The 18,718-nt window shown below is 73.6% G+C and carries 11 protein-coding genes, 1 tRNA gene and 1 pseudogene; 2 read left to right on the forward strand and 11 right to left on the reverse strand.

Annotation, left to right across the window (positions count from 1 at the left end; all coding sequences use genetic code 11):
* Nucleotides 1-15: 15 nt before the first annotated feature.
* The 4 genes and pseudogenes from IE170_RS23325 to IE170_RS23340 form a co-directional block, all read right to left on the reverse strand.
* Nucleotides 16-573 carry a DinB family protein gene (locus IE170_RS23325; protein ID WP_189811406.1) on the reverse strand — a complete coding sequence of 186 codons (558 nt, stop codon included), beginning with the start codon at nt 571-573 and terminating at the stop codon, nt 16-18.
* 133 nt (nt 574-706) lie between these two features.
* A pseudogene (mrdA, locus tag IE170_RS23330) lies at nt 707-2,773 on the reverse strand (penicillin-binding protein 2); the annotation flags it as partial.
* Between the two features lie 61 nt (nt 2,774-2,834).
* A complete protein-coding gene (locus IE170_RS23335) occupies nt 2,835-4,292 on the reverse strand; it encodes an aldehyde dehydrogenase family protein (protein WP_189811408.1) in 1,458 nt (485 codons plus the stop codon).
* A gap of 86 nt (nt 4,293-4,378) precedes the next feature.
* Entirely contained in the window at nt 4,379-5,257 is an 879-nt protein-coding gene (locus tag IE170_RS23340) for a Sco1979 family transcriptional regulator (protein WP_189811409.1), read from the reverse strand.
* Nucleotides 5,258-5,629: 372 nt separating this feature from the next.
* Here IE170_RS23340 and IE170_RS23345 point away from each other — a divergent pair, with 372 nt between their 5' ends.
* Complete coding sequence (locus tag IE170_RS23345) at nt 5,630-6,133, forward strand: ATP-binding protein (RefSeq protein WP_189811410.1); 504 nt, start codon at nt 5,630-5,632, stop codon at nt 6,131-6,133.
* Between the two features lie 125 nt (nt 6,134-6,258).
* Here IE170_RS23345 and IE170_RS23350 read toward each other — a convergent pair whose 3' ends face one another.
* Together IE170_RS23350 and IE170_RS23355 are read right to left on the reverse strand one after the other, a co-directional pair.
* On the reverse strand, nt 6,259-6,495 hold the full coding sequence (locus IE170_RS23350) for a DUF397 domain-containing protein (RefSeq protein WP_114053532.1): 237 nt from the start codon (nt 6,493-6,495) through the stop codon (nt 6,259-6,261).
* A gap of 158 nt (nt 6,496-6,653) precedes the next feature.
* Nucleotides 6,654-7,832, reverse strand: coding sequence for a DUF2786 domain-containing protein (locus IE170_RS23355; protein ID WP_189811411.1), 1,179 nt, complete (start codon nt 7,830-7,832; stop codon nt 6,654-6,656).
* Between the two features lie 690 nt (nt 7,833-8,522).
* On the opposite strand from IE170_RS23355, the gene IE170_RS23360 reads away from it, so the two are divergent.
* Nucleotides 8,523-10,244 carry a bifunctional 3'-5' exonuclease/DNA polymerase gene (locus IE170_RS23360; protein ID WP_189811412.1) on the forward strand — a complete coding sequence of 574 codons (1,722 nt, stop codon included), beginning with the start codon at nt 8,523-8,525 and terminating at the stop codon, nt 10,242-10,244.
* Between the two features lie 4 nt (nt 10,245-10,248).
* On the opposite strand, the gene IE170_RS23365 is transcribed toward IE170_RS23360, so the two are convergent.
* The 5 genes from IE170_RS23365 to tmk all read right to left on the reverse strand — a co-directional run bounded on the left by IE170_RS23365 (nt 10,249) and on the right by tmk (nt 18,705).
* A complete protein-coding gene (locus IE170_RS23365) occupies nt 10,249-11,460 on the reverse strand; it encodes a serine hydrolase domain-containing protein (protein ID WP_189811413.1) in 1,212 nt (403 codons plus the stop codon).
* Nucleotides 11,461-11,593: 133 nt separating this feature from the next.
* A tRNA-Thr gene (locus tag IE170_RS23370) sits at nt 11,594-11,667 on the reverse strand.
* A gap of 117 nt (nt 11,668-11,784) precedes the next feature.
* Nucleotides 11,785-13,353 (reverse strand): alpha/beta hydrolase, encoded by a 1,569-nt coding sequence (locus tag IE170_RS23375; protein WP_189811414.1) that lies wholly within the window; start codon nt 13,351-13,353, stop codon nt 11,785-11,787.
* Between the two features lie 170 nt (nt 13,354-13,523).
* Nucleotides 13,524-14,735 carry a DNA polymerase III subunit delta' gene (locus tag IE170_RS23380; protein ID WP_189811415.1) on the reverse strand — a complete coding sequence of 404 codons (1,212 nt, stop codon included), beginning with the start codon at nt 14,733-14,735 and terminating at the stop codon, nt 13,524-13,526.
* A gap of 748 nt (nt 14,736-15,483) precedes the next feature.
* A complete protein-coding gene (gene tmk / locus IE170_RS23385) occupies nt 15,484-18,705 on the reverse strand; it encodes a dTMP kinase (RefSeq protein ID WP_189811416.1) in 3,222 nt (1,073 codons plus the stop codon).
* Nucleotides 18,706-18,718: the final 13 nt, after the last annotated feature.

Consider the following 18,718-nt stretch of genomic DNA (forward strand, 5'->3'; position numbering starts at 1 on the left):
CGGTCGGGGAGCGGGTCAGGAGGCGGGCGCGCCGTCCTCGGCCTGGGCGCGGGCCACGAGCTCGAACGCGGTCGCGCCGTCCAGGGACTCCCGGATGATGTCGGCGTGGCCCGCGTGGCGGGCGAACTCCTCCACCAGGTGCAGCAGCAGCCACCGCATCGACACCCGGGTGTCCTTGGGGAACCAGGGCATCTCCGGCAGGGGGAAGGTGTCGTCGAGGCTCGGCAGCTCGCGGATGAACTTCTCCAGCTCCGCGGAGACCCCGTCCCAGAACGCGAGGATCTCGGGGATGGTCTCGGCGCCGACGAGGCGGAAGCTGTCGCCCCAGTTCTCCGAGGTGTACTGGCGCTCGTTCGGCTGCTGCTGCGCCAGGCGCAGCCAGTTCAGCTCGACCTCGGCGCTGTGCTTGACCAGCCCGGACAGGGAGAGCCCGCTCGCGCTCGGGTGGCTCGCCGCCTGCTCCTCGGTCAGGCCGAGGAGCGCGCGGCGCAGTCCGGCGCGCTGGGCCTCGACGTAGGACAGGAGCGCGCCTCGCTCGTCGCCGTGAGCCTCTGCCGTGACGAAAGTGGGCATGGAACTACCGCCTTCTCTGCCGTGTGTGCCGTCCTGCTGACAACGACCACGTTAGGCTCCGATGCGGTCAGTACATGTCCTAATTGACGAGGCGGTGGCGGAGGCGGCCCCGGTCTCAGGAGCCGGAGCCGTTGTCCGGGCGGATCGCCGGGAGCTCCGCCATGGGCTTGGGCAGGAGGGCCTTGGAGAGGTCCTGGGCGCCCTTCTCGTCGAGCCCGTACATCGCCTCGTAGATCTTGCGGACGGCCGGTCCGGAGGCGCCGGAGCCGGTGCCGCCCTGGGAGATCGTCATCACGATCGCGTAGTCCTCGGTGTACGAGGCGAACCAGGACGTGGTCTGCTTGCCCTGCACCTCCGCGGTGCCCGTCTTGGCGTGCATCGGGATCTGCTTCTGCGGCCAGCCGCCGAAGCGCCAGGCCGCGCTGCCGGAGGTGACGACCGACTCCAGGGCGGCGTCTATGTCCTTGTGCAGCTTGGCGTCCATCGGGAGCCTGCCGCGCTCCTTGGGGGCGATCTCCTTGACGGAGGTGCCGTCCGCGCTGACGACGGCCTTGCCGATGCTGGGCTGGTGCAGCGTGCCGCCGTTGGCGAGGGCCGCGTACACGGAGGCCATCTGCAGGGGCGTGACGAGGGTGTCGCCCTGGCCGATGGAGTAGTTGATCGCGTCGCCCTCGCGCAGCTGGTTGCCCTGGCGGCAGTTCTCGTAGGCGATCCGCTCGGCGAAGGTGCCGTCCTTCTTGCCGTCGCGGCACCAGGCGGCCTTGTTGGCCTCGAAGAAGTCCTTCTTCCACTGCCGGTCGGGGACGCGGCCGGCGACCTCGTTGGGCAGGTCGACGCCGGTCGGCTTGCCCAGGCCGAACTGGTGGGCCGTCTTCAGGAACCAGTCGGCGGGGTCCTTCTTCGGGTTGATCCCGCCGTCCTTCTTCCACTCCTTGTCGGCGAGGAGGTAGTAGACGGTGTCGCAGGAGACCTCCAGGGCGCGGCCGATGGTGATGTCGCCGTAGCCCTGGGACTCGAAGTTGGTGAAGGTCTGCCGGCCGACCGAGTAGGAGCTGGGGCAGGGGTAGCGGGCGTTGAAGGGGTAGCCGGCGTTGACCGCGGCGGTCGAGGTGACGACCTTGAAGATGGAGCCGGGGGCGGCCACGCTCTGGATCGCCCGGTTCAGGAGCGGGTAGTTGGAGTCCTTGTCGGTGAGGGCCGCGTAGTCCTTGGCGGAGATGCCGCCGACCCAGGCGTTCGGGTCGTACGTCGGGTTGGACGCCATGGCGACGATCCGGCCCGTCTTGGCCTCCATGACGACGACGGCGCCGGAGTCGGCCTCGTAGTTGCGGTGCGTGTTGCGGTCGTAGCCCTTGCGGGCCTCGATCATCGCGTTGTTCAGCTCGCGCTCGGCGACCGCCTGCACGCGGGCGTCGATGGAGGTGACGATGTTCGAGCCGGGAGTGGGCTTGTCCGCCTTGGCCAGTCCGATGACTCGGCCGAGGTTGTCGACCTCGTAGCGGGTGATGCCCGCCTTGCCGCGCAGCTCCTTGTCGTACGTGCGCTCCAGGCCGGAGCGGCCCACCTGGTCGGAGCGCAGGTAGGGGGAGTCGGTCTTCTTCGCCTTGGCGATCTCGGCGTCGGTGACCGGCGAGAGGTAGCCGAGGACCTGGGAGGTGTTGGCGCCCTCGGGGCCCGCGTAGCGGCGTACGGCGGTCGGCTCGGCGGTGATGCCGGGGAAGCGCTCGGCGTGCTCCCTTATCTCCAGCACCTGCTCGGTGGTCGCCTCGTCGGTGATCGGGATCGGCTGGTAGGGAGAACCGTTCCAGCACGGCTTGGGCGTCTTGGCGTCGCACAGGCGGACGCTGCCCACGACGTCGTCCGGGTTCAGGCCGAGGACGCCCGCGAGGCGGACGAGGACCTCCTTGCCCTTGTCCTTCATCTTGCTCAGCTCGGTGCGGCTGGCGGAGACCACCATGCGGGTCTCGTTGTCGGCGAGGGGGACGCCGCGGGCGTCGAGGATCGAGCCGCGCACGGCGGGCTGGACGACCTGCTGGACGTGGTTGTTCTTCGCCTCGTCCGTGTACTCGTCGCCGTTGCGGATCTGGAGGTACCAGAGGCGGCCGCCGAGGGTGAGGAGCAGCGAGAAGACGACCACCTGGATGACCACCAGACGGTTCTGGACCCGGGGCGTCCGCCCCGTCTCCGGAATGTTGCTCACGTGAGGACTCCCCCGAAACACTGCCCGCCGCCGACTCCGCCGAGTCTAAGGCGGACCGGGGTCAGAGGGGGAAGGTGCTCCTGCCGTGCTGTACGGAGATCCACTTCTGGGTGGTGAAGGCCTCGACGGTGGACTCGCCGTTCAGCCGGCCCAGGCCGGAGGCCTTCTCCCCGCCGAACGCGGCCAGCGGCTCGTCGCCGATGGTCGAGTCGTTGACGTGGATCATGCCGGTCTCGATGCGCTCGGCGAAGCGGATGCCGCGCTCGACGTCCCGGGTGTGGACGGCGCCGCTCAGGCCGTACGGGGTGGCGTTCGCCATGCGGACGGCCTCCTCCTCGCCGTCGAACACCATGAGCAGGGCGACCGGGCCGAAGATCTCCTGCGTGAGCAGCGGGGAGTCCTCGGGGATGCCGGTGAGCACGGTCGGCTCGACGAGGTTGCCGCGCGTGGCGCCGCGTACGAGCGCCTGGGCGCCGGAGGCGACGGCGCGGTCGACGAGCGCGGTGAGGGCCTCTGCCTGGAAGGAGTTGATCAGCGGGCCGATGTGGGTGTCGGCCTCGCGGGGGTCGCCGGTGCGCAGGGCGCGCACGCGGGCGGTGAACTTGTCCGTGAACTCCTCGGCGACGCGGGTGTCGACCAGGATCCGGTTGGCGGCCATGCAGACCTGGCCCTGGTAGACGAAGCGGCTGAAGACGGCCGCCTCGACGGCGTAGTCGACGTCGGCGTCGTCGAGGACGACGAGGGCGCTGTTGCCGCTGAGCTCCAGGACGGTCCGCTTGAAGTGGCGGGCGGCGACGGCGCCCACGTGCCGTCCGACGCGGTCGGAGCCGGCGAAGGAGATGACCTTCGGGACCGGGTGGGTCAGGAGGGCGTCGCCGATCTCGGCGATGTCCGTGACGAGGACGCTCAGGAGCCCGGCCGGCAGGCCGGCCTCCTCGAAGATCCGGGCGATGACGCCGCCGCCGACCACGGGCGCGTTCTGGTTGGGCTTGACGACGACGGCGTTGCCCAGCGCGAGCGCGGGGGCGGCCGACTTCATCGTGACGAGGAAGGGGAAGTTGAAGGGGCTGATCACGGTGACGACGCCGACGGGGAGCCGCTGGACGCGGCTCTCCTTGCCCGGGACGGGCGAGGTGAGGATCCGGCCTTCGGGGCGTACGGCGAGCTGCATGGCCTCGCGGATGAACTCCTTGGCGAGGTGGATCTCGTACTCGGCCTTGGGACGGGTCCCGCCGAGCTCGTCGATCATCGCCTCGACGATCTCCTTCTCGCGCTCCTCGGTGATCCGCAGGGCCCGCTCCAGTACGGCGCGTCTCGCGTAGGGGCTGGTGGCGGCCCACTCGCGCTGGGCGCGCTCGGCGGCCCGGTAGGCCTGGTCCACCTGCTCGACGGTGGCCACGGTGATGGCGGCGAGCTTCTCCCCGTTGTACGGGTTGACGTCGATGATGTCCCAGGAGCCGTTGCCGGCCAGCCAGGTGCCGTCGATGTACTGGTGAGCCAGGTCCTCGAATATGGACATGCCATCCCTTACTGCGAGCGCGCACCCGGGCGCTGCACCCGAGACCGTTCGGTCATGCACTGATCAGACGTCATAGTACGTGCGGATCAAGACAGTTGGAGGAGACCGCGGAGAAGATCCCGGGTCTGGTCGGGGTCCGGGCAGTCGGCCTGCAGCCGCTCCATCGCCCGCTCGTACTGCGCCACTTCCTCGTCCTTGTCCAGGTAGAGGGCACTGGTGAGCTGTTCCAGATAGACGATGTCCTGGAGGTCGGACTCGGGGAACCGCAGCAGGGTGAAGGCCCCGCTCTCGCCGGAGTGCCCGCCGAAGGAGAACGGCATCACCTGGAGCTGCACGTTCGGCCGCTGCGACACCTCGATGAGGTGCTCCAACTGGCCGCGCATGACGTCCCGTCCGCCGTACGGGCGGCGCAGCGCGGCCTCGTCGAGCACGGCGTGGAAGACGGGGGCGTTCTCGGAGACGAGCACCTTCTGCCGCTCCAGGCGCAGCGCGACGCGGCGCTCGATCTCGGCCCTGCCGGCGCCGGGCATGCCGCGGCTGACGACGGCGTGCGCGTATGCCTCGGTCTGGAGCAGGCCGTGGACGAACTGCACCTCGTAGATGCGGATGAGGGACGCGGCGCCCTCCAGTCCGATGTACGTCTGGAACCAGCCGGGCAGCACGTCGCCGTAGCTGTGCCACCAGCCCGCCGCGTTGGCCTCGCGGACGAGGCCCAGGAGGGACTCGCGCTCGGCGCCGTCCGTGACCCCGTAGAGCGTGAGGAGGTCTTCGACGTCCCTTGCCTTGAAGCTCACCCTTCCCAACTCCAAGCGGCTGATCTTCGATTCGGATGCGCGGATCGAGTAGCCGGCCGCCTCACGGGTGATGCCGCGGGATTCTCGGAGTCGCCTGAGCTGTGAGCCCAGGAGGATGCGGCGCACCACGGAACCGCCTGCTTCTGCGGTCACTAGTCCTGCCCTCCCCATCGCCATGGATACGCGTGGTCTGCGCGTGTGTGCTGCATCGCTGGGCCCCCGTGTCCCCAGGCCTCGCAGTCTGCCACCAAAACGCATCGGCCCGTACTCGTTCTGTAACGGAATCCGGGCTGCCGTAAAAGAAGTCCGTAAGTGTACGTAGGAAGAAATGAGCAAGAACCATCACGGGTGGGGACAGGTCCGGCGCGTGCACGTGCATCTGCCCTTGCATCCAGCTTCTGCATTCGGAACGATGGTGCCGCGCACCTGCGTGCTGTTCGCGCCGGCGCCGGACCGACCCACCCCGCAGTTCTTTCTGGACGCAAGCCGCCGCCACGTCCGCGAATCCCGGGAGTGCCTCGCATGGGGACGAATGGATCGACCATGCTCGAGCCGTTACGGCAGGGCCTGCCCCCGGTCGACCCCACGGCTGTGTCCGGGTCTGCCTCCTGCTCCCTCCCCGCCCGCTTCGAGGCGGTGCGCGGCGCCCGTACGTTCACCCGCTCGACCCTGGCCCAGTGGGGCCTCGACGAGCGATTCGACGACGTGGCCCTCGTCGTCTCCGAGCTCGTCACCAACGCGCTGCGGCACGCCCTGCCCGGGGACCCGCGGCCGGCGGGTGCGGGGCCCGGGGCGGGCGAGCCGGAGGCAGCCGTGCGGCTGCACCTGATGCGGTGGAGCTCCCGGCTGGTGTGCGCGGTGCGCGACCCCAGCGAGGACCGGCCGGGCGGCGCGTTCGAACCCGAGCACACGGAGGAGAACTGCGACCTGGAGTCGGGGCGCGGACTGTTCCTCGTGGACGCCTACAGCGACAGCTGGGGCTGGCACCCGCTCGCGGGCCGGCTCACCGGCAAGGTCGTGTGGGCGCTGTTCATGCTCCCCGAGTAGGCGGCGGGCCGACACGGAGCGGGAAGACGCACTGGCCGGGACCGATCACGAGAGGATCGGTCCCGGCCAGTGCACGTGCACGGCTGGATCTGTGGCACCGTTCCAGAGTCGTCCGAGCCCGGCCCTCAGTGGATCAGGTGGTCGAACTCGCCGTCCTTGACGCCCAGGAGCAGCGCCTCGATCTCGGCCGGCGTGTAGACGAGAGCCGGTCCGTCCGGGAACCGCGAATTGCGCACGGCGACGGCGCCGCCCGGCAGTTTCGCGAACTCCACGCAGGAGCCCTGCGAGTTGCTGTGCTTGCTCTTCTGCCAGGTCACCCCGTCGAGTTCTGCAGCTGCCATCCCGTTGTACGCGTGGTCCACAGGAAGCCCCCGATAGTGCAGATGTCAACTCCACCGGATCATAGCTGTGTTCACGTGTGGCTGCATGGGCAGATGCACGTGCACGCGGAGGGTGCCGCACTGATCACGGTGAGAGGCAACGGAACCAAACACTCCGCCGATGGGGCTGCAACGGATGGCTACGGAGCCAGCGGACGGCGCGACGCGCGACCCCCCACGCTGGCCCGATCGGCGGCGGCGGTGCCGTCGTTCCACCCGGCAGGATCGGTGGCCCCCCGCAGCCGGGTGGTCGTGGTCTGCGGAAACATCTCGTCGGCCCGGGCGGTCACGGCGACGTCGCGGGCCACCAGCGCCGGCAGGTTGTCCGGGGCCTCGCCGGCGGTGTGCTCCGCCGTCTCGGCGAGCCGCTGGCCGAGCCGGCTGGCGTAGGCGAGCAGGAACGACTGCCGGAACGTCTTCGTACGCTTGCGGCCGCCCGCCCGCTGCCCGGCCTCGGCCCGCGTCATCGCGGCCGTCCCCTGCACGAGCAGCGAGGTGTACAGCAGCTCCACGGCCTCCAGGTCGCTCTCGAAGCCGACCACCGTGGAGAACCAGAAGCCGCTGTTCCACACCGCCCGGCACCGGTTGGCCCCGGCGACAGCGTCGAGCAGCACCGCCTTCGCCTCCTCGTACGGCGGCTCCACCCCGATCCGGCAGGCGGACGGCGCCCGCACGGGCGCCTTGCCGCTCGCCGCAAGCAGGGCCTCGTCCACGGTGTGCCGGGCCATCAACTCCTGCGCCTTGGCACTGAGCGCCTCCGCCTCCTCCGGGTAGGAAGTGGCCTCGGCCTTGGCCAGCAGCCCGCGGATACGGCCGAGCATGCGCGGTTCGATGTGCACGTGCGCAAGGGCGTCCACAGCAGGATCCCCCGGCACGGGCGCAACGGGCTCGATCGCGGGAAGCCGTACGAGAAGCCGGAACACCTCCAACACGGCCGTGGCGAGCGAGAACCGGTCCGCCCTCTCCCGCCGCGCGAGCTGCTCCCCGTACCCCGAGTCGTCATCGCCCCACCACACCTCGGCGTCGGTCCACCGCTCGGGCAGCCGCGCGTAGCGGCGCGCCTCGGCGGCGACGAGGTCGGCGGTGATCCGCAGGTGCCGCTCGGCGAGGTCCCGCCGCACGAGCCGCATCACGTCCGCGGGCTGCCACCCCCGCTCCCAGGCCTGCCGCAGATACCGTTCACCCCGCGCGAGCAGCTCCCGAGCCACCCCGCCCCACTGCTGCCCATCGGCAGCGAGCAGCGAGGCCCCGGCATCCAGTCCGGCATCCCCCTGCCCATAAAGCGCCAGCTCACAGCCCCGCTCAACAATCCCCTTCACCCCACCACCTTCCCACGCCCCCACCCGCGCCCCCACCGCGGCCACCTCCGCCGTCACACCGGCCCCCTCCTCTCCCACCGGGCCTCAGGCGCCACCGGCATGCCGGGCCCCTTGTCGTCGTCGCCGGGCAGCCCGCCCGTGCCCGCGCCGTTCTTCCCGTCGGCGGCGCCGGCGGGGAAGACCCGGGCCGGTGCCCTGGGGGAAAGACGACGGCCGGGGCCTTCGGTCACCGCCCCGGCCCGACCAGCGCAGCAGCCAACCGCCCGCCCCCTCGACCACTCCGGCACAGCCCCCGTTCCAGCCCCGCCGGCGCTTGAGGCGCGGGGCCCCGAAACACCAGCACGGCCGTGCCCGGCACCACCGCCCACCCCACACCACCCACCGGCACAGCACCCCGCAAACCCAGCCCGGCCATCACAGCCCCGCCGGCGCTTGAGACGCGGGGCCCGGGGCAGAGCCCCGAGACACCGCCATGGCCGCCTGGCACCACCGCCCACCCCACACCACCCACCAGTGCCGCGCCCCGCAAACCCAGCCCGGCCATCACAGTCCCGCCGGCGCTTGAGGCGCGGGGCCCGGGGCAGAGCCCCGAAAGCACCCCCGTGGCCGCACCCCTGCCGCACCCCGCAGCCACGGCACGCGGCCCGGGCCGCAGCCCCGCTGTCAGCGCCCGGTGGGACACTCGCATGCATGAGCGACCCCGCACCCCGTTGGGCCTTGGCCGAAGACGCCGAAGGCCACTGGCAGGCGGCCGCCCTCACCCCCACCCCCACACCCCCCATCCGCGTGCGCGACCCCGCGGAGGCGATCCGCGCCGCCCCCGCCGGGACCCGCTGGATCTGGCGGTCCACGGCGGCCGTGTACCCCCGCCTCCTCGCCGCCGGCATCCGCATCGACCGCTGCTACGACATCGAGGTCGCCGAGCTGCTGCTCCTCGGCCACGAGGGCCGCTCCGGCGAGCCCCGCTCGGCCGCGGCCGCATGGGCCCGCCTCACGGGTGCGCCCGTACCGCCCGACCTTCCGGCGCGCGCGGCAGCGCCCGGCGCGCAGGACTCCCTGTTCGATCCGCAGCCCGCGCCGCTGCCCCTCGATGCGCTGATCGCCGTCTACGAGGACCAGGCCCGCCGGCACGACGCCACCGCCCACCCGGACCGCATGCGCCTGCTGACGGCCGCGGAGTCGGCGGCGTTCCTGATCGCGGCGGAGATGCACCGCGCCGGCATGCCGTGGCGGGCGGACATCCACCGCGCACTGCTCACCGACCTGCTGGGCGAGCGCTACGCCGGCGGCGGCGAGCCCCGCCGCCTGGCCGAGCTGGCGGAAGCCGTCTCCTCGGCGTTCGGCCGCCGCGTCCGCCCGGACCTGCCGGCGGACGTCACGAAGGCCTTCGCCCAGGCGGGCATCCGCCTGACCTCCACCCGCCGCTGGGAGATCGAGGGCCTGGAGCATCCGGCCGTCGCGCCGCTCCTCGCGTACAAGAAGCTCTACCGGATCTACACCGCGCACGGCTGGGCCTGGCTCCAGGACTGGGTGCGGGACGGCCGCTTCCGCCCGGAGTTCGTCCCCGGCGGCACCCTGACCGGCCGCTGGGTGACCAACGGCGGCGGCGCCCTGCAGATCCCCAAGGTCATCCGCCGGGCGGTCGTCGCGGACCCGGGTTGGCGCCTGGTCGTCGCGGACGCCGACCAGCTGGAGCCGCGGGTGCTGGCCGCGATCTCCCGCGATCCGGCGTTCATGGCGGTGGCGGGCCGTGCGGAGGACCTGTACACGGCCGTCTCCCGCCAGGGCTTCTCCGGTGACCGGGAGACGGCGAAGATCGCCGTACTGGGCGCCGTGTACGGCCAGACGTCCGGCGACGGCCTGAAGAACCTGGCCGCCCTGCGCCGCCGATTCCCGCAGGCGGTCGCGTACGTGGACGAGGCGGCGCGGGCCGGCGAGGAGGGCCGCCTCGTACGCACCTGGCTGGGCCGCACCTGCCCGCCGCCCGCCCGCTCCGGCTCGGCGGCCGACGACCCGTACGGCGAGGCCGGCATCCCGCAGGAGCCGGACACCCCGCCCCCGGACGGCACTCACACCCAGAACGACGCGTGGACCCCGAGCTACGCCTCGACGAACACCCGCGCCCGCGGCCGCTTCACCCGCAACTTCGTGGTGCAGGGCAGCGCGGCGGACTGGGCGCTGCTGATGCTGGCGGCGCTGCGGCAGTCGATCGCGGCCGCGGGCATGCGGGCGGAGCTGGTCTTCTTCCAGCACGACGAGGTGATAGTCCACTGTCCGGCCGAGGAGGCGGAGGCGGTCGCAGAGGCGATCCGCGCGGCCGGCGACCGCGCCGCCCGCATCGCCTTCGGCGACACCCCGGTCCGCTTCCCGTTCACCACGGCGGTCGTGGAGTGCTACGCGGACGCCAAGTGAGGGGTCACTTCCCGGCGGCGGGCTGAGCGGGCAGCGAGAACACGTTGTCCGGGGACACGATCTTCGTGATGGCCTGACCGAACAGCGTGCTCGGCTCCTCGCCCTCGGCGGAGATGTCGGTGTTGAGCAGCACCACCAGCGTCGCCTGCGCCTCCGGCAGATAAAGGGTCAGCGACTGATAACCGGGAAGCGACCCGTTGTGCCCGACCCACCCGTGGTCGAGGAAGATCCCGAGCCCGTACCCCGTCCCGGGCAGCGCTGGATCGACCTCCAGCCGCTGCTTCTGCGTCTCCGGCTCCAGCAGCGTGCCGGTGGCCACGACGCGGGCCCATGTCCGCAGGTCGGCGAGGTCGGAGTACATCGCCCCGGCCGCCCATCCCCACGACGGGTTCCAGTCGGCGGTCTCCTCGACCTTCCCGGTGGCGGTCTGGTCGGTGTACCCCTGCGCGTGCGGCGTCGGCCAGGCGGCACCGGGCGGCAGCGCGGTCCGCTTCAACCCGGCGGGCTCGACGACCTCGTCGGCGAGGAAGTCGCCCAACCCCCTGCCGCTCACCTTCTCGATGACGAGCCCGAGCAGGATCAGGTTGGTGTTGCAGTAGTAGAACTTGGCGCCGGGCTCGAACAGCACCGGATGCTTGAACGAGTACGCGAGCAGCTGCTGCGGCGTGAACGGCCGCTGCGGGTCACTGGTCAGCGCCTTGAAGAACCCTTCGTCCTCGGAGTAGTTGAACAGCCCGCTCCGCATCCCGGCGAGCTGCCGCAACGTAATCCGATCCCCGTTGGGAACCCCGGAGACGTACTTCCCGATGGGATCGTCCAGCCCGACCTTCCCGTCGTCGACGAGCCGCAGCAGCCCGGTGACCGTGAACGTCTTGGTCTCGCTGCCGATACGCATGTACAAGCCGGTGGACATGGGCGCCCCGGTCGCCTTATCGGCAACGCCGAACGTACGCACGTACTCGCCCTTGCCGGGCGCTGACACGGCCACCATCACCCCGGGCACCCGGGCGTCGACCATGACCTTCCGCACGGCATCGTCCAACTGCCGCGCCACGGCGGGCGTGATCCGCACGACGTCCCCGTCATCCCGCACGGGCGCAACGACCCCAGGCGGCCCTCCCGCCTCAAGGGCGTATCCCGTCCCCCCGCCGAGAGGCACCGCCACGAGTCCCGCCGCGACCGCACCCACCGCCGCCTTGCGCCACCGTGTCACCATCCCGGCCTCCAACCCGAAGCCCGACCCCTCTCACGCTAGCCCGCCCCCACACCCCCGGCGACCGCTGCCGACGCGGCCCCACCGCCTCATGCAAAAGGCCCGGATCACCGTGGGGTGATCCGGGCCTGTTCCGAGCCGCCTTCGGGATTCGAACCCGAGACCTACGCATTACGAGTGCGTTGCTCTGGCCAACTGAGCTAAGGCGGCACCGCCGGTAGACAAGTGTTCCCCTGGTGGGGTTCGCTCATCAGCAGCGGCGCCTAGTCTACAGGCTCGAACGGGGTGCCCCGAACCGGGTTGTGGGGCGGGTCCCCGGGCGCCCGGTCACGTGCACTTTTTACCGTTCTGCGGGGGCTTGCCCTCCAGGAGGTAGGTGTTGATCGCGTTGTCGATGCACGTGCTGCCGCGGCCGTATGCCGTGTGGCCGTCGCCGTCGTACGTGAGGAGGACGCCCGAGTCGAGCTGGCCCGCCAGGGCCTGGGCCCACTTGTACGGGGTCGCCGGGTCGCGGAGGGTGCCGACGACCACGATCGGAGCGGCGCCCTTCGCGGTCAGGGGGCGGGCCTCGCCTGTGGCCTTGACCGGCCAGTACGTGCAGTTCAGCGCGGCCCACGCCAGGCCCGTGCCGAACACCGGGGACGCCTTGCGGAACGAGGGCAGGGCCGCCTGGACGGCCTCGGGGCCGGAGAAGGCCGGCGGCTGGTCGAGGCAGTTCACGGCGGCGTTCGCGTACATCAGGTTCGCGTACCGGCCGTCGGGCTCGCGCTCGTAGTACGTGTCGGCGAGCGCGAGGAGGCCCGAGCCGTCGCCGTCCATCGCCGCGGCGATCGCCTCGCGCAGCTGCGGCCAGGCGCTCTCGTCGTACAGGGCGGCGATCACGCCCGTCGTGGCGAGGGACTCGCCGAGCGGGCGGGCCGGGTCTCCGCTGGGCACCGGCTCGGCGTCGAGCGCGGTGAAGAACTCCCCGAGCCGGGCGGCCACCGAGTCCGGCCCGCCCTTGCCGAGCGGGCAGTCCGGCTGCTTCGCGCAGTCCCGGGCGAAGGAGCGGAAGGCGGTTTCGAAGCCGGCGGTCTGGTCGCGGTTCATGTCGATCGCCGCGCGGGAGGGGTCCATCGCCCCGTCCAGGACGAGCCGGCCGGCCCGGCCGGGGAAGAGGTCCGCGTACGTGGCGCCGAGGAAGGTGCCGTACGAGGCCCCGACGTACGTCAGCTTCTCGTCGCCGAGGACCGCGCGCAGCATGTCCATGTCCCGGGCGGCGTCGACGGTGGAGACGTGCGGCAGGATGCGCTCCGAGCGCTCCCGGCAGGCCGCGGCGAACTCCTTGAACGAGGCGACGAGCCGGGCGCGCTCCGCCTCGTCGTCGGGGGTCTGGTCCACCTGCGTGAACTTGTCCATGCCCGGCCCGGTCAGGCATTGGACGGGGCTGCTGCGGTCCACGCCGCGCGGGTCGAAGGACACGATGTCGTACTGGGCGCGTACGGACGCCGGGTAGCCGATGCCGGCGAAGGCCTGGAGGTAGCCGATGCCGGAGCCGCCCGGTCCGCCCGGGTTGACGACCAGCGAGCCGAGGCGCTTGCCGGGGCCGGTCGCGGGGCGGCGGGCGATGGCGATGTCGACGTCCTGGCCGGACTCGGGGTGGGCGTAGTCCAGGGGGGCCTTCATGGTGGCGCACTGGAAGCCGGGGACACCGCAGTCGCGCCAGGCCGGCTTCTGCTCGTAGTACAGGCGCAGCGCGGCGGGGACGGCGGTCGGCTGCGCGGCCGGGGTGGTGCCGCGGACCGCTGAGGCGGAGGCGCGGGAGGCCGTCGAGCCGTCCGAGGTGCAGCCGGAGAGCAGCAGCCCGGCCGCCGCGAGGACGGTGCCGGTGGTGCGCAGGAGGCGACTGGTGTCCATCCTCGGAGCCTACGTGCCTGCGGGCGCCCCGGCCGGGTGAGCGTCGGGCGGCCGCCCGGGCACTGCCCGGCGTTCCCGCGCCGCCGCCGGGCGGGTCGCTCGTACGGGTGAGCGGTCAACCGCGGCCGACCGGGGCGGGCCGGGCTCCTGCGGGCGGGGTCCTGCGGCTGTCAGCCCGCGCGGAGTGCCATCGTCATGGCCTCGACCGCGAGGAGCGGGGCCACGTTGCGGTCGAGGGCCTCGCGGCAGGCGCTGATCGCCTCGATCCGCCGCAGGGTGCGCTCGGGGCCGCCGGCCCGGGCGATCCGTTCGAGGTCGGGGCGCAGGTCCTCGTTGGCGATGGCGAGGGCGCTGCCGAGCTGGAGGGCGAGGACGTCGCGGTAGAAGCCGGTGAGGTCGGTCAGGGCGAGGTCGAGGCTGTCGCGCTGGGTGCGGGTGCGGCGGCGCTTCTGGCGGTCCTCCAGCTCCTTCATTACGCCGGCCGTGCCGCGCGGCAGGCGGCCGGAGGTACCGGCTCCGGCGCCGAGGGCGGCCTTCAGCTCCTCGGTCTCCTTGGCGTCGACCTCCTCGGCGAGCTGCTTGGCGTCCTCGGCGGCGGCGTCGACGAGCTCCTGGGCGGCCTTCAGGCAGCCGCCGACGTCGGCGACGCGGAGCGGGAGCTTCAGGACGGAGGCGCGGCGGGCGCGGGCGGACTCGTCCTGGGCGAGCCTGCGGGCGCGGTCGAGGTGCCCCTGGGTGGCCCGGGCGGCGAAGGCGGCCATGTCGGGCGGGATGCCGTCGCGCCGTACGAGCACGTCCGCGACGGCCGCGACGGGCGGGGTCCGCAGCGTCAGGTGCCGGCAGCGGGAGCGGATGGTGGGGAGCACGTCCTCCAGGGACGGGGCGCACAGCAGCCACACGGTCCGCGGAGCGGGCTCCTCCACGGCCTTCAGCAGGACGTTGGCGGCGCCCTCGGTCAGGCGGTCGGAGTCCTCCAGGACGATGACCTGCCAGCGGCCGACGGCCGGGGAGAGCTGGGCGCGGCGGACGAGGTCGCGGGTCTCCTTGACGCCGATGGACAGCAGGTCGGTCCGGACGACCTCCACGTCCGCATGGGTGCCGACCATGGTGGTGTGGCAGCCGTCGCAGAAGCCGCAGCCGGGCTCGCCGCCGAGGGCGCGGTCGGGGCTGGTGCACTGGAGGGCGGCGGCGAAGGCGCGGGCGGCGGTGGCCCGGCCGGAGCCGGGCGGGCCGGTGAAGAGCCAGGCGTGGGTCATCTTGGACGCGGCGGGCGGCTCCTCCCCGGCCTCCACGGCCGTGACGAGGGCATCGGCGTCACGGGCGGCCGCGGCCAGCTGCGCCTGCACCCGCTCCTGGCCCACCAGGTCGTCCCACACGGGCATCCCGCCCACCGCCTTCCACGTACTGCTCGCGCACCATCCGCCATGCCGGCCGCACGGCCGCCGCCGACTCGGCACGTGCGCCCTCCAGTGTGACGCCCACCGCCGACAGTCCCGACCACGCGGGTCCTTTGCCCGGATCCGGCCGGCTGCCCGGCCCGGTGCCGGGCAAGGCCCTGGGCGCCTCCGGCACCTGCATTCCCGCGGGCGCCTGCCGGGCAGCGGAAACCCGCCCGCGGCCCCGATCCCGGCTTCAAGGCCGGAGCCCGACCGCCGTCGGCAACCCGGCTCGGCCCGGCGCGAGTACCGGGACCGGGACCGGGACCGGGTCGGCAACCTGCCGCGGAGCCGGTTGCGGTCCCGACGCGGAACCGGTCAGGAGCCGCCTCCGGCCGAGGGCGCGCCCCGGGCCGGGGCTCATCCGCCCCGGCCCGAGCCGTGCCTCGCCGCCAACGCCGGGCCGCCGGCCGCCACCCGGCGCCGTGGTCCCGCACCGGGGCCGGAGTCCGAGGGCCTGCCCCGTCTTCGCGTACCCGCGGGCGCCTCCCGGTCGGCAGCAGCCCGGCGTGGCCCGCTCCGGGCCGCAGCCGCCCGGTTCCGCGGGCGCCCGTACGCGCCTGGCCCGCGGCCGACAACCCGCCACGGGCGCAGCCCCCCGACCTGCGCCCAGCGCCCCCGTCGCCGGGCCGCCGGCGCCTCTCGGCGGGCGGCAGCCCGGGTACGGCGGGGCAGGGGCCGGGCTCGCCCCCCGTCAGCGGTTGCGGCGGCCGTTTTCGTCGTCTTCGGTGTCGTCGCGCGGGCCGAGCAGTTCGTCCGCCAGGGTCGGCATGTCGTCGTCCTCGGCGTCCTGCGCCCACGACGGGCGTCCGGACCGGGGCCGGCCGGCTTCGTCGAGGAGCGGCAGTTCGCGGGTCACGTCGTCGTCGGCGTCCCGGAAGATGCCCGGCGGGACCCGGTCCGCCGGGTCGTGGTCGGGGCGCCGGGCCGTGGGCCTGACCGCCGAGTGCGCCTGCGGGCGGGGCCGGGGCGCGTCCGGGCGTACGGGCGGCAGGACGGCCGTCTCGTCGGCCGGGTCGGACGCCGGCACGGGCGGCAGCACGGAGGTCTCCGCCGCCGGGTCGACCCGGTCCGCGGCGGGCCCGGCCGGGTCCGCCTTCGGCATCGGCACCGTCTGCGTCACGTCGTCGGGGCGGACGACCCGCTTGTCCACCGGCGGCCGGACCACGGGGGTCTCCACCGTCACCGCGTCGTCCGGGTGCGGCTCCTTGGTCATGGAGATACGCGGGGCCGGCTCGGCGGGCGCGGCGGCAGGGGGCGCAGCGGCAGCAGCCGCGGCCTTGCGGGCCGCTTCCGCTGCGGCGGCGGCAGCCTGGGCCTCCGCCAGCCGACGGGCCTCCTCGGCCTTCAGCAGCGCCTCTTCGGCGCGCCGCTGCTTCTCCCGGCGCCGCTCCTCCGCCTCGGCGCGGAGCCGGGCCTCCTCCTCCGCCTGCAGGCGGAGCCGCTCCTGCTCGGCGGCGCGGGCTTTCGCCTCGGCCTCGGCGCGCAGCCGCTCGGCCTCGGCGCGGGCGCGCGCCTCCTCTTCGGCGCGCAGCCGCTCCTCCTCGGCCTTGCGGGCGGCCTCCTCCTCGGCGATGCGGCGCGTCTCGGCAGCCTCCGCCTCGGCCCGGCGGCGGGCCTCCTCGGCCTCGCGGGCCCGGCGGGCCTCCTCCTCGGCGCGCAGGCGCTCCGCTTCGGCCTTCCGCGCGGCCTCCTCCTGCGCGCGGCGCCGCGCCTCCTCCTCGGCCTTCCGGCGCGCCTCGACCTGGGCGACCGCCTCGGCCTCGGAGAGCGGGAGCATCCGGTCCAGGCGGTGGCGTACGACGGTGGCCACCGACTCCGGGTCCTGTCCGGCGTCGACGACGAGGTAGCGGCCGGGGTCGGCCGCGGCCAGGGTGAGGAAGCCGGCCCGGACCCGCTGGTGGAACTCGGCGGGCTCGGACTCCAGCCGGTCGGGGGCCTCGGTGAACCGCTCGCGGGCGGTCTCCGGGGAGACGTCGAGCAGCACGGTCAGGTGGGGGACGAGCCCGTCGGTCGCCCAGCGCGAGATGCGGGCGATCTCGGTCGGGGACAGGTCGCGGCCGGCGCCCTGGTAGGCCACCGAGGAGTCGATGTAGCGGTCGCTGATGACGACGGCGCCGCGCTCCAGGGCGGGCCGGACCACCGTGTCGACGTGCTCGGCGCGGTCGGCGGCGTACAGCAGGGCCTCGGCGCGGTTCGACAGCCCGGCGGAGGAGACGTCGAGCAGGATCGAGCGCAGCCGCTTGCCGACCGGGGTGGCGCCCGGCTCGCGCGTGACGACGACCTCGTGTCCCTTGCCCCGTATCCACTCGGCCAGGGCCTGGACCTGGGTGGACTTGCCGGCGCCGTCGCCGCCTTCGAGGGCGATGAAGAACCCGGAGCCGGCCGGGGCCTGGAGGGGCTCCCCGCCGCGCAGCGCGTCGCGCAGGTCGCGGCGCAGGGGTACGCCGCCCCGGTCGTCGGCCTTGGCGAGCACGATCACGGCGACCGGCAGCAGCAGGGCTCCGACGAGCATCAGCGTGTACGCGGCGCCCCCGTGCCGGAACACCAGGTCGCCGGCGGTCAGCCGGTGCGGGCCGATGCCGGCCGCCACCACGGGGGCGACGAGCGCGCCGAGGCCGACCGCGACCCGTACGACGGCCTGGAGGTGCTCGGTGGTGCGGCCGCGGCGGAGCTCCTCGGTCTCCTGGTCCAGCAGGGTGTGCCCGGTGTTCGCGGCGACGCCCGCGGCGGTGCCGGCGAGCAGTGACAGCAGCAGCACGGTCGCGGTGTCGGGCACCAGGCCGCTCAGCAGCAGCGCGGCGCCCTCGACCGCTATGGCGAGGGCCAGCAGCCGGCGCCGGGACAGGGCGGGCAGCACCTTCCCGGCCTGGGTGGCGCGGATGCCGGCGGCGGTGCCGCCGAGGAGGGCCAGGACGAGCAGCGCGAAGGCGGCGGGGCCGCCGCCGAGGCCGTACGCGTGCAGCACGGCGACGGCCGCGGCAGCGGATACGGCTCCGGCGACGGCCGCGCAGGCCAGGACGAACAGCGGGATGGAGCCGGTGCGCCCCTTGTCGGGCCGGTCTCCCGCCTTGGGGGCGCGCAGCCCCTCCAGCGGCGAGCGCGGCCGCGGGGTCCGGCTCTCGGGCAGGACCAGCGGGACGAGCAGCGACAGGGACGCGGCGAACAGTCCGGCGGCCACGTACGAGCCGAGGGCGGCCTGGTTCGCGGCGAGCCAGTCCACGCCGAGGGCGAGGGCCTTGCCGACCAGGGTGGCGGCGAGCAGCACGGCCGCGGCGACGGGCATCGCGGCGAACGAGGTACGCAGGGTGAGCCGGCGCAGCGCGTCGAGGTGGTCGGGCAGCGGCCGCACGGCGGCGCCCTCGGGCGGCGCGGCGGGCAGCAGGCCGGGGGCTGCGCTGTCCTTGGCCAGGGTCCACAGCCGCTCGGCGGCGCCGGCGACGAAGACGGTGGCCAGCAGCGCGGTCAGCGCATGCGCCGGGATCCAGTCGAGCCACAGCGGGGCGACGACGAACAGTCCGATCCGGAGCGCGTCGGCGGCGATCATCGTCCAGCGGCGGTCGAGCTTGCCGCCGGGGGCGACGAGCCCCGCGAGCGGGCCGAGCAGGACGGCGCCGAAGACCAGGGTCGCCGCGATGCGGGCGCCGAAGACGGCCGCGATCGTCAGGGCCCAGCCGCGGTAGCCACCGCCGAACACCTCCTGGGAGACGGCGGTCTGGAAGGCCAGCAGCACCAGGACCAGCAGGGCGAGGGCGTCGCCGATGCCGCTCACGAGCTGGGCGCTCCACAGCCGCCGCAGCCTGGGTGTGCGCAGCAGTGCGCGCACCGCCCGCTCGCGGGAGTCCGCGGCGAGGGCTTCGTCGTAGGAGGGGTTCACGGGGGCGGTCACGCCAGTCGGCTGCTCGGCTCGCGTCATCCGCCCAGCCTAT

This window comes from Streptomyces toxytricini, assembly GCF_014649915.1.
GTDB lineage: Bacteria > Actinomycetota > Actinomycetes > Streptomycetales > Streptomycetaceae > Streptomyces > Streptomyces toxytricini.

What these genes read in the sequence shown, in the direction of transcription:
- IE170_RS23325 (WP_189811406.1), bottom strand. Translation starts at nt 573, where the DNA reads ATGCCCACTTTCGTCACGGCAGAGGCTCACGGCGACGAGCGAGGCGCG.
- IE170_RS23335 (WP_189811408.1), bottom strand. Translation starts at nt 4,292, where the DNA reads ATGTCCATATTCGAGGACCTGGCTCACCAGTACATCGACGGCACCTGG.
- IE170_RS23340 (WP_189811409.1), bottom strand. Translation starts at nt 5,257, where the DNA reads ATGGGGAGGGCAGGACTAGTGACCGCAGAAGCAGGCGGTTCCGTGGTG.
- IE170_RS23345 (WP_189811410.1), top strand. Translation starts at nt 5,630, where the DNA reads ATGCTCGAGCCGTTACGGCAGGGCCTGCCCCCGGTCGACCCCACGGCT.
- IE170_RS23360 (WP_189811412.1), top strand. Translation starts at nt 8,523, where the DNA reads ATGAGCGACCCCGCACCCCGTTGGGCCTTGGCCGAAGACGCCGAAGGC.
- IE170_RS23365 (WP_189811413.1), bottom strand. Translation starts at nt 11,460, where the DNA reads ATGGTGACACGGTGGCGCAAGGCGGCGGTGGGTGCGGTCGCGGCGGGA.
- IE170_RS23375 (WP_189811414.1), bottom strand. Translation starts at nt 13,353, where the DNA reads ATGGACACCAGTCGCCTCCTGCGCACCACCGGCACCGTCCTCGCGGCG.
- IE170_RS23380 (WP_189811415.1), bottom strand. Translation starts at nt 14,735, where the DNA reads ATGCCCGTGTGGGACGACCTGGTGGGCCAGGAGCGGGTGCAGGCGCAG.
- tmk (WP_189811416.1), bottom strand. Translation starts at nt 18,705, where the DNA reads ATGACGCGAGCCGAGCAGCCGACTGGCGTGACCGCCCCCGTGAACCCC.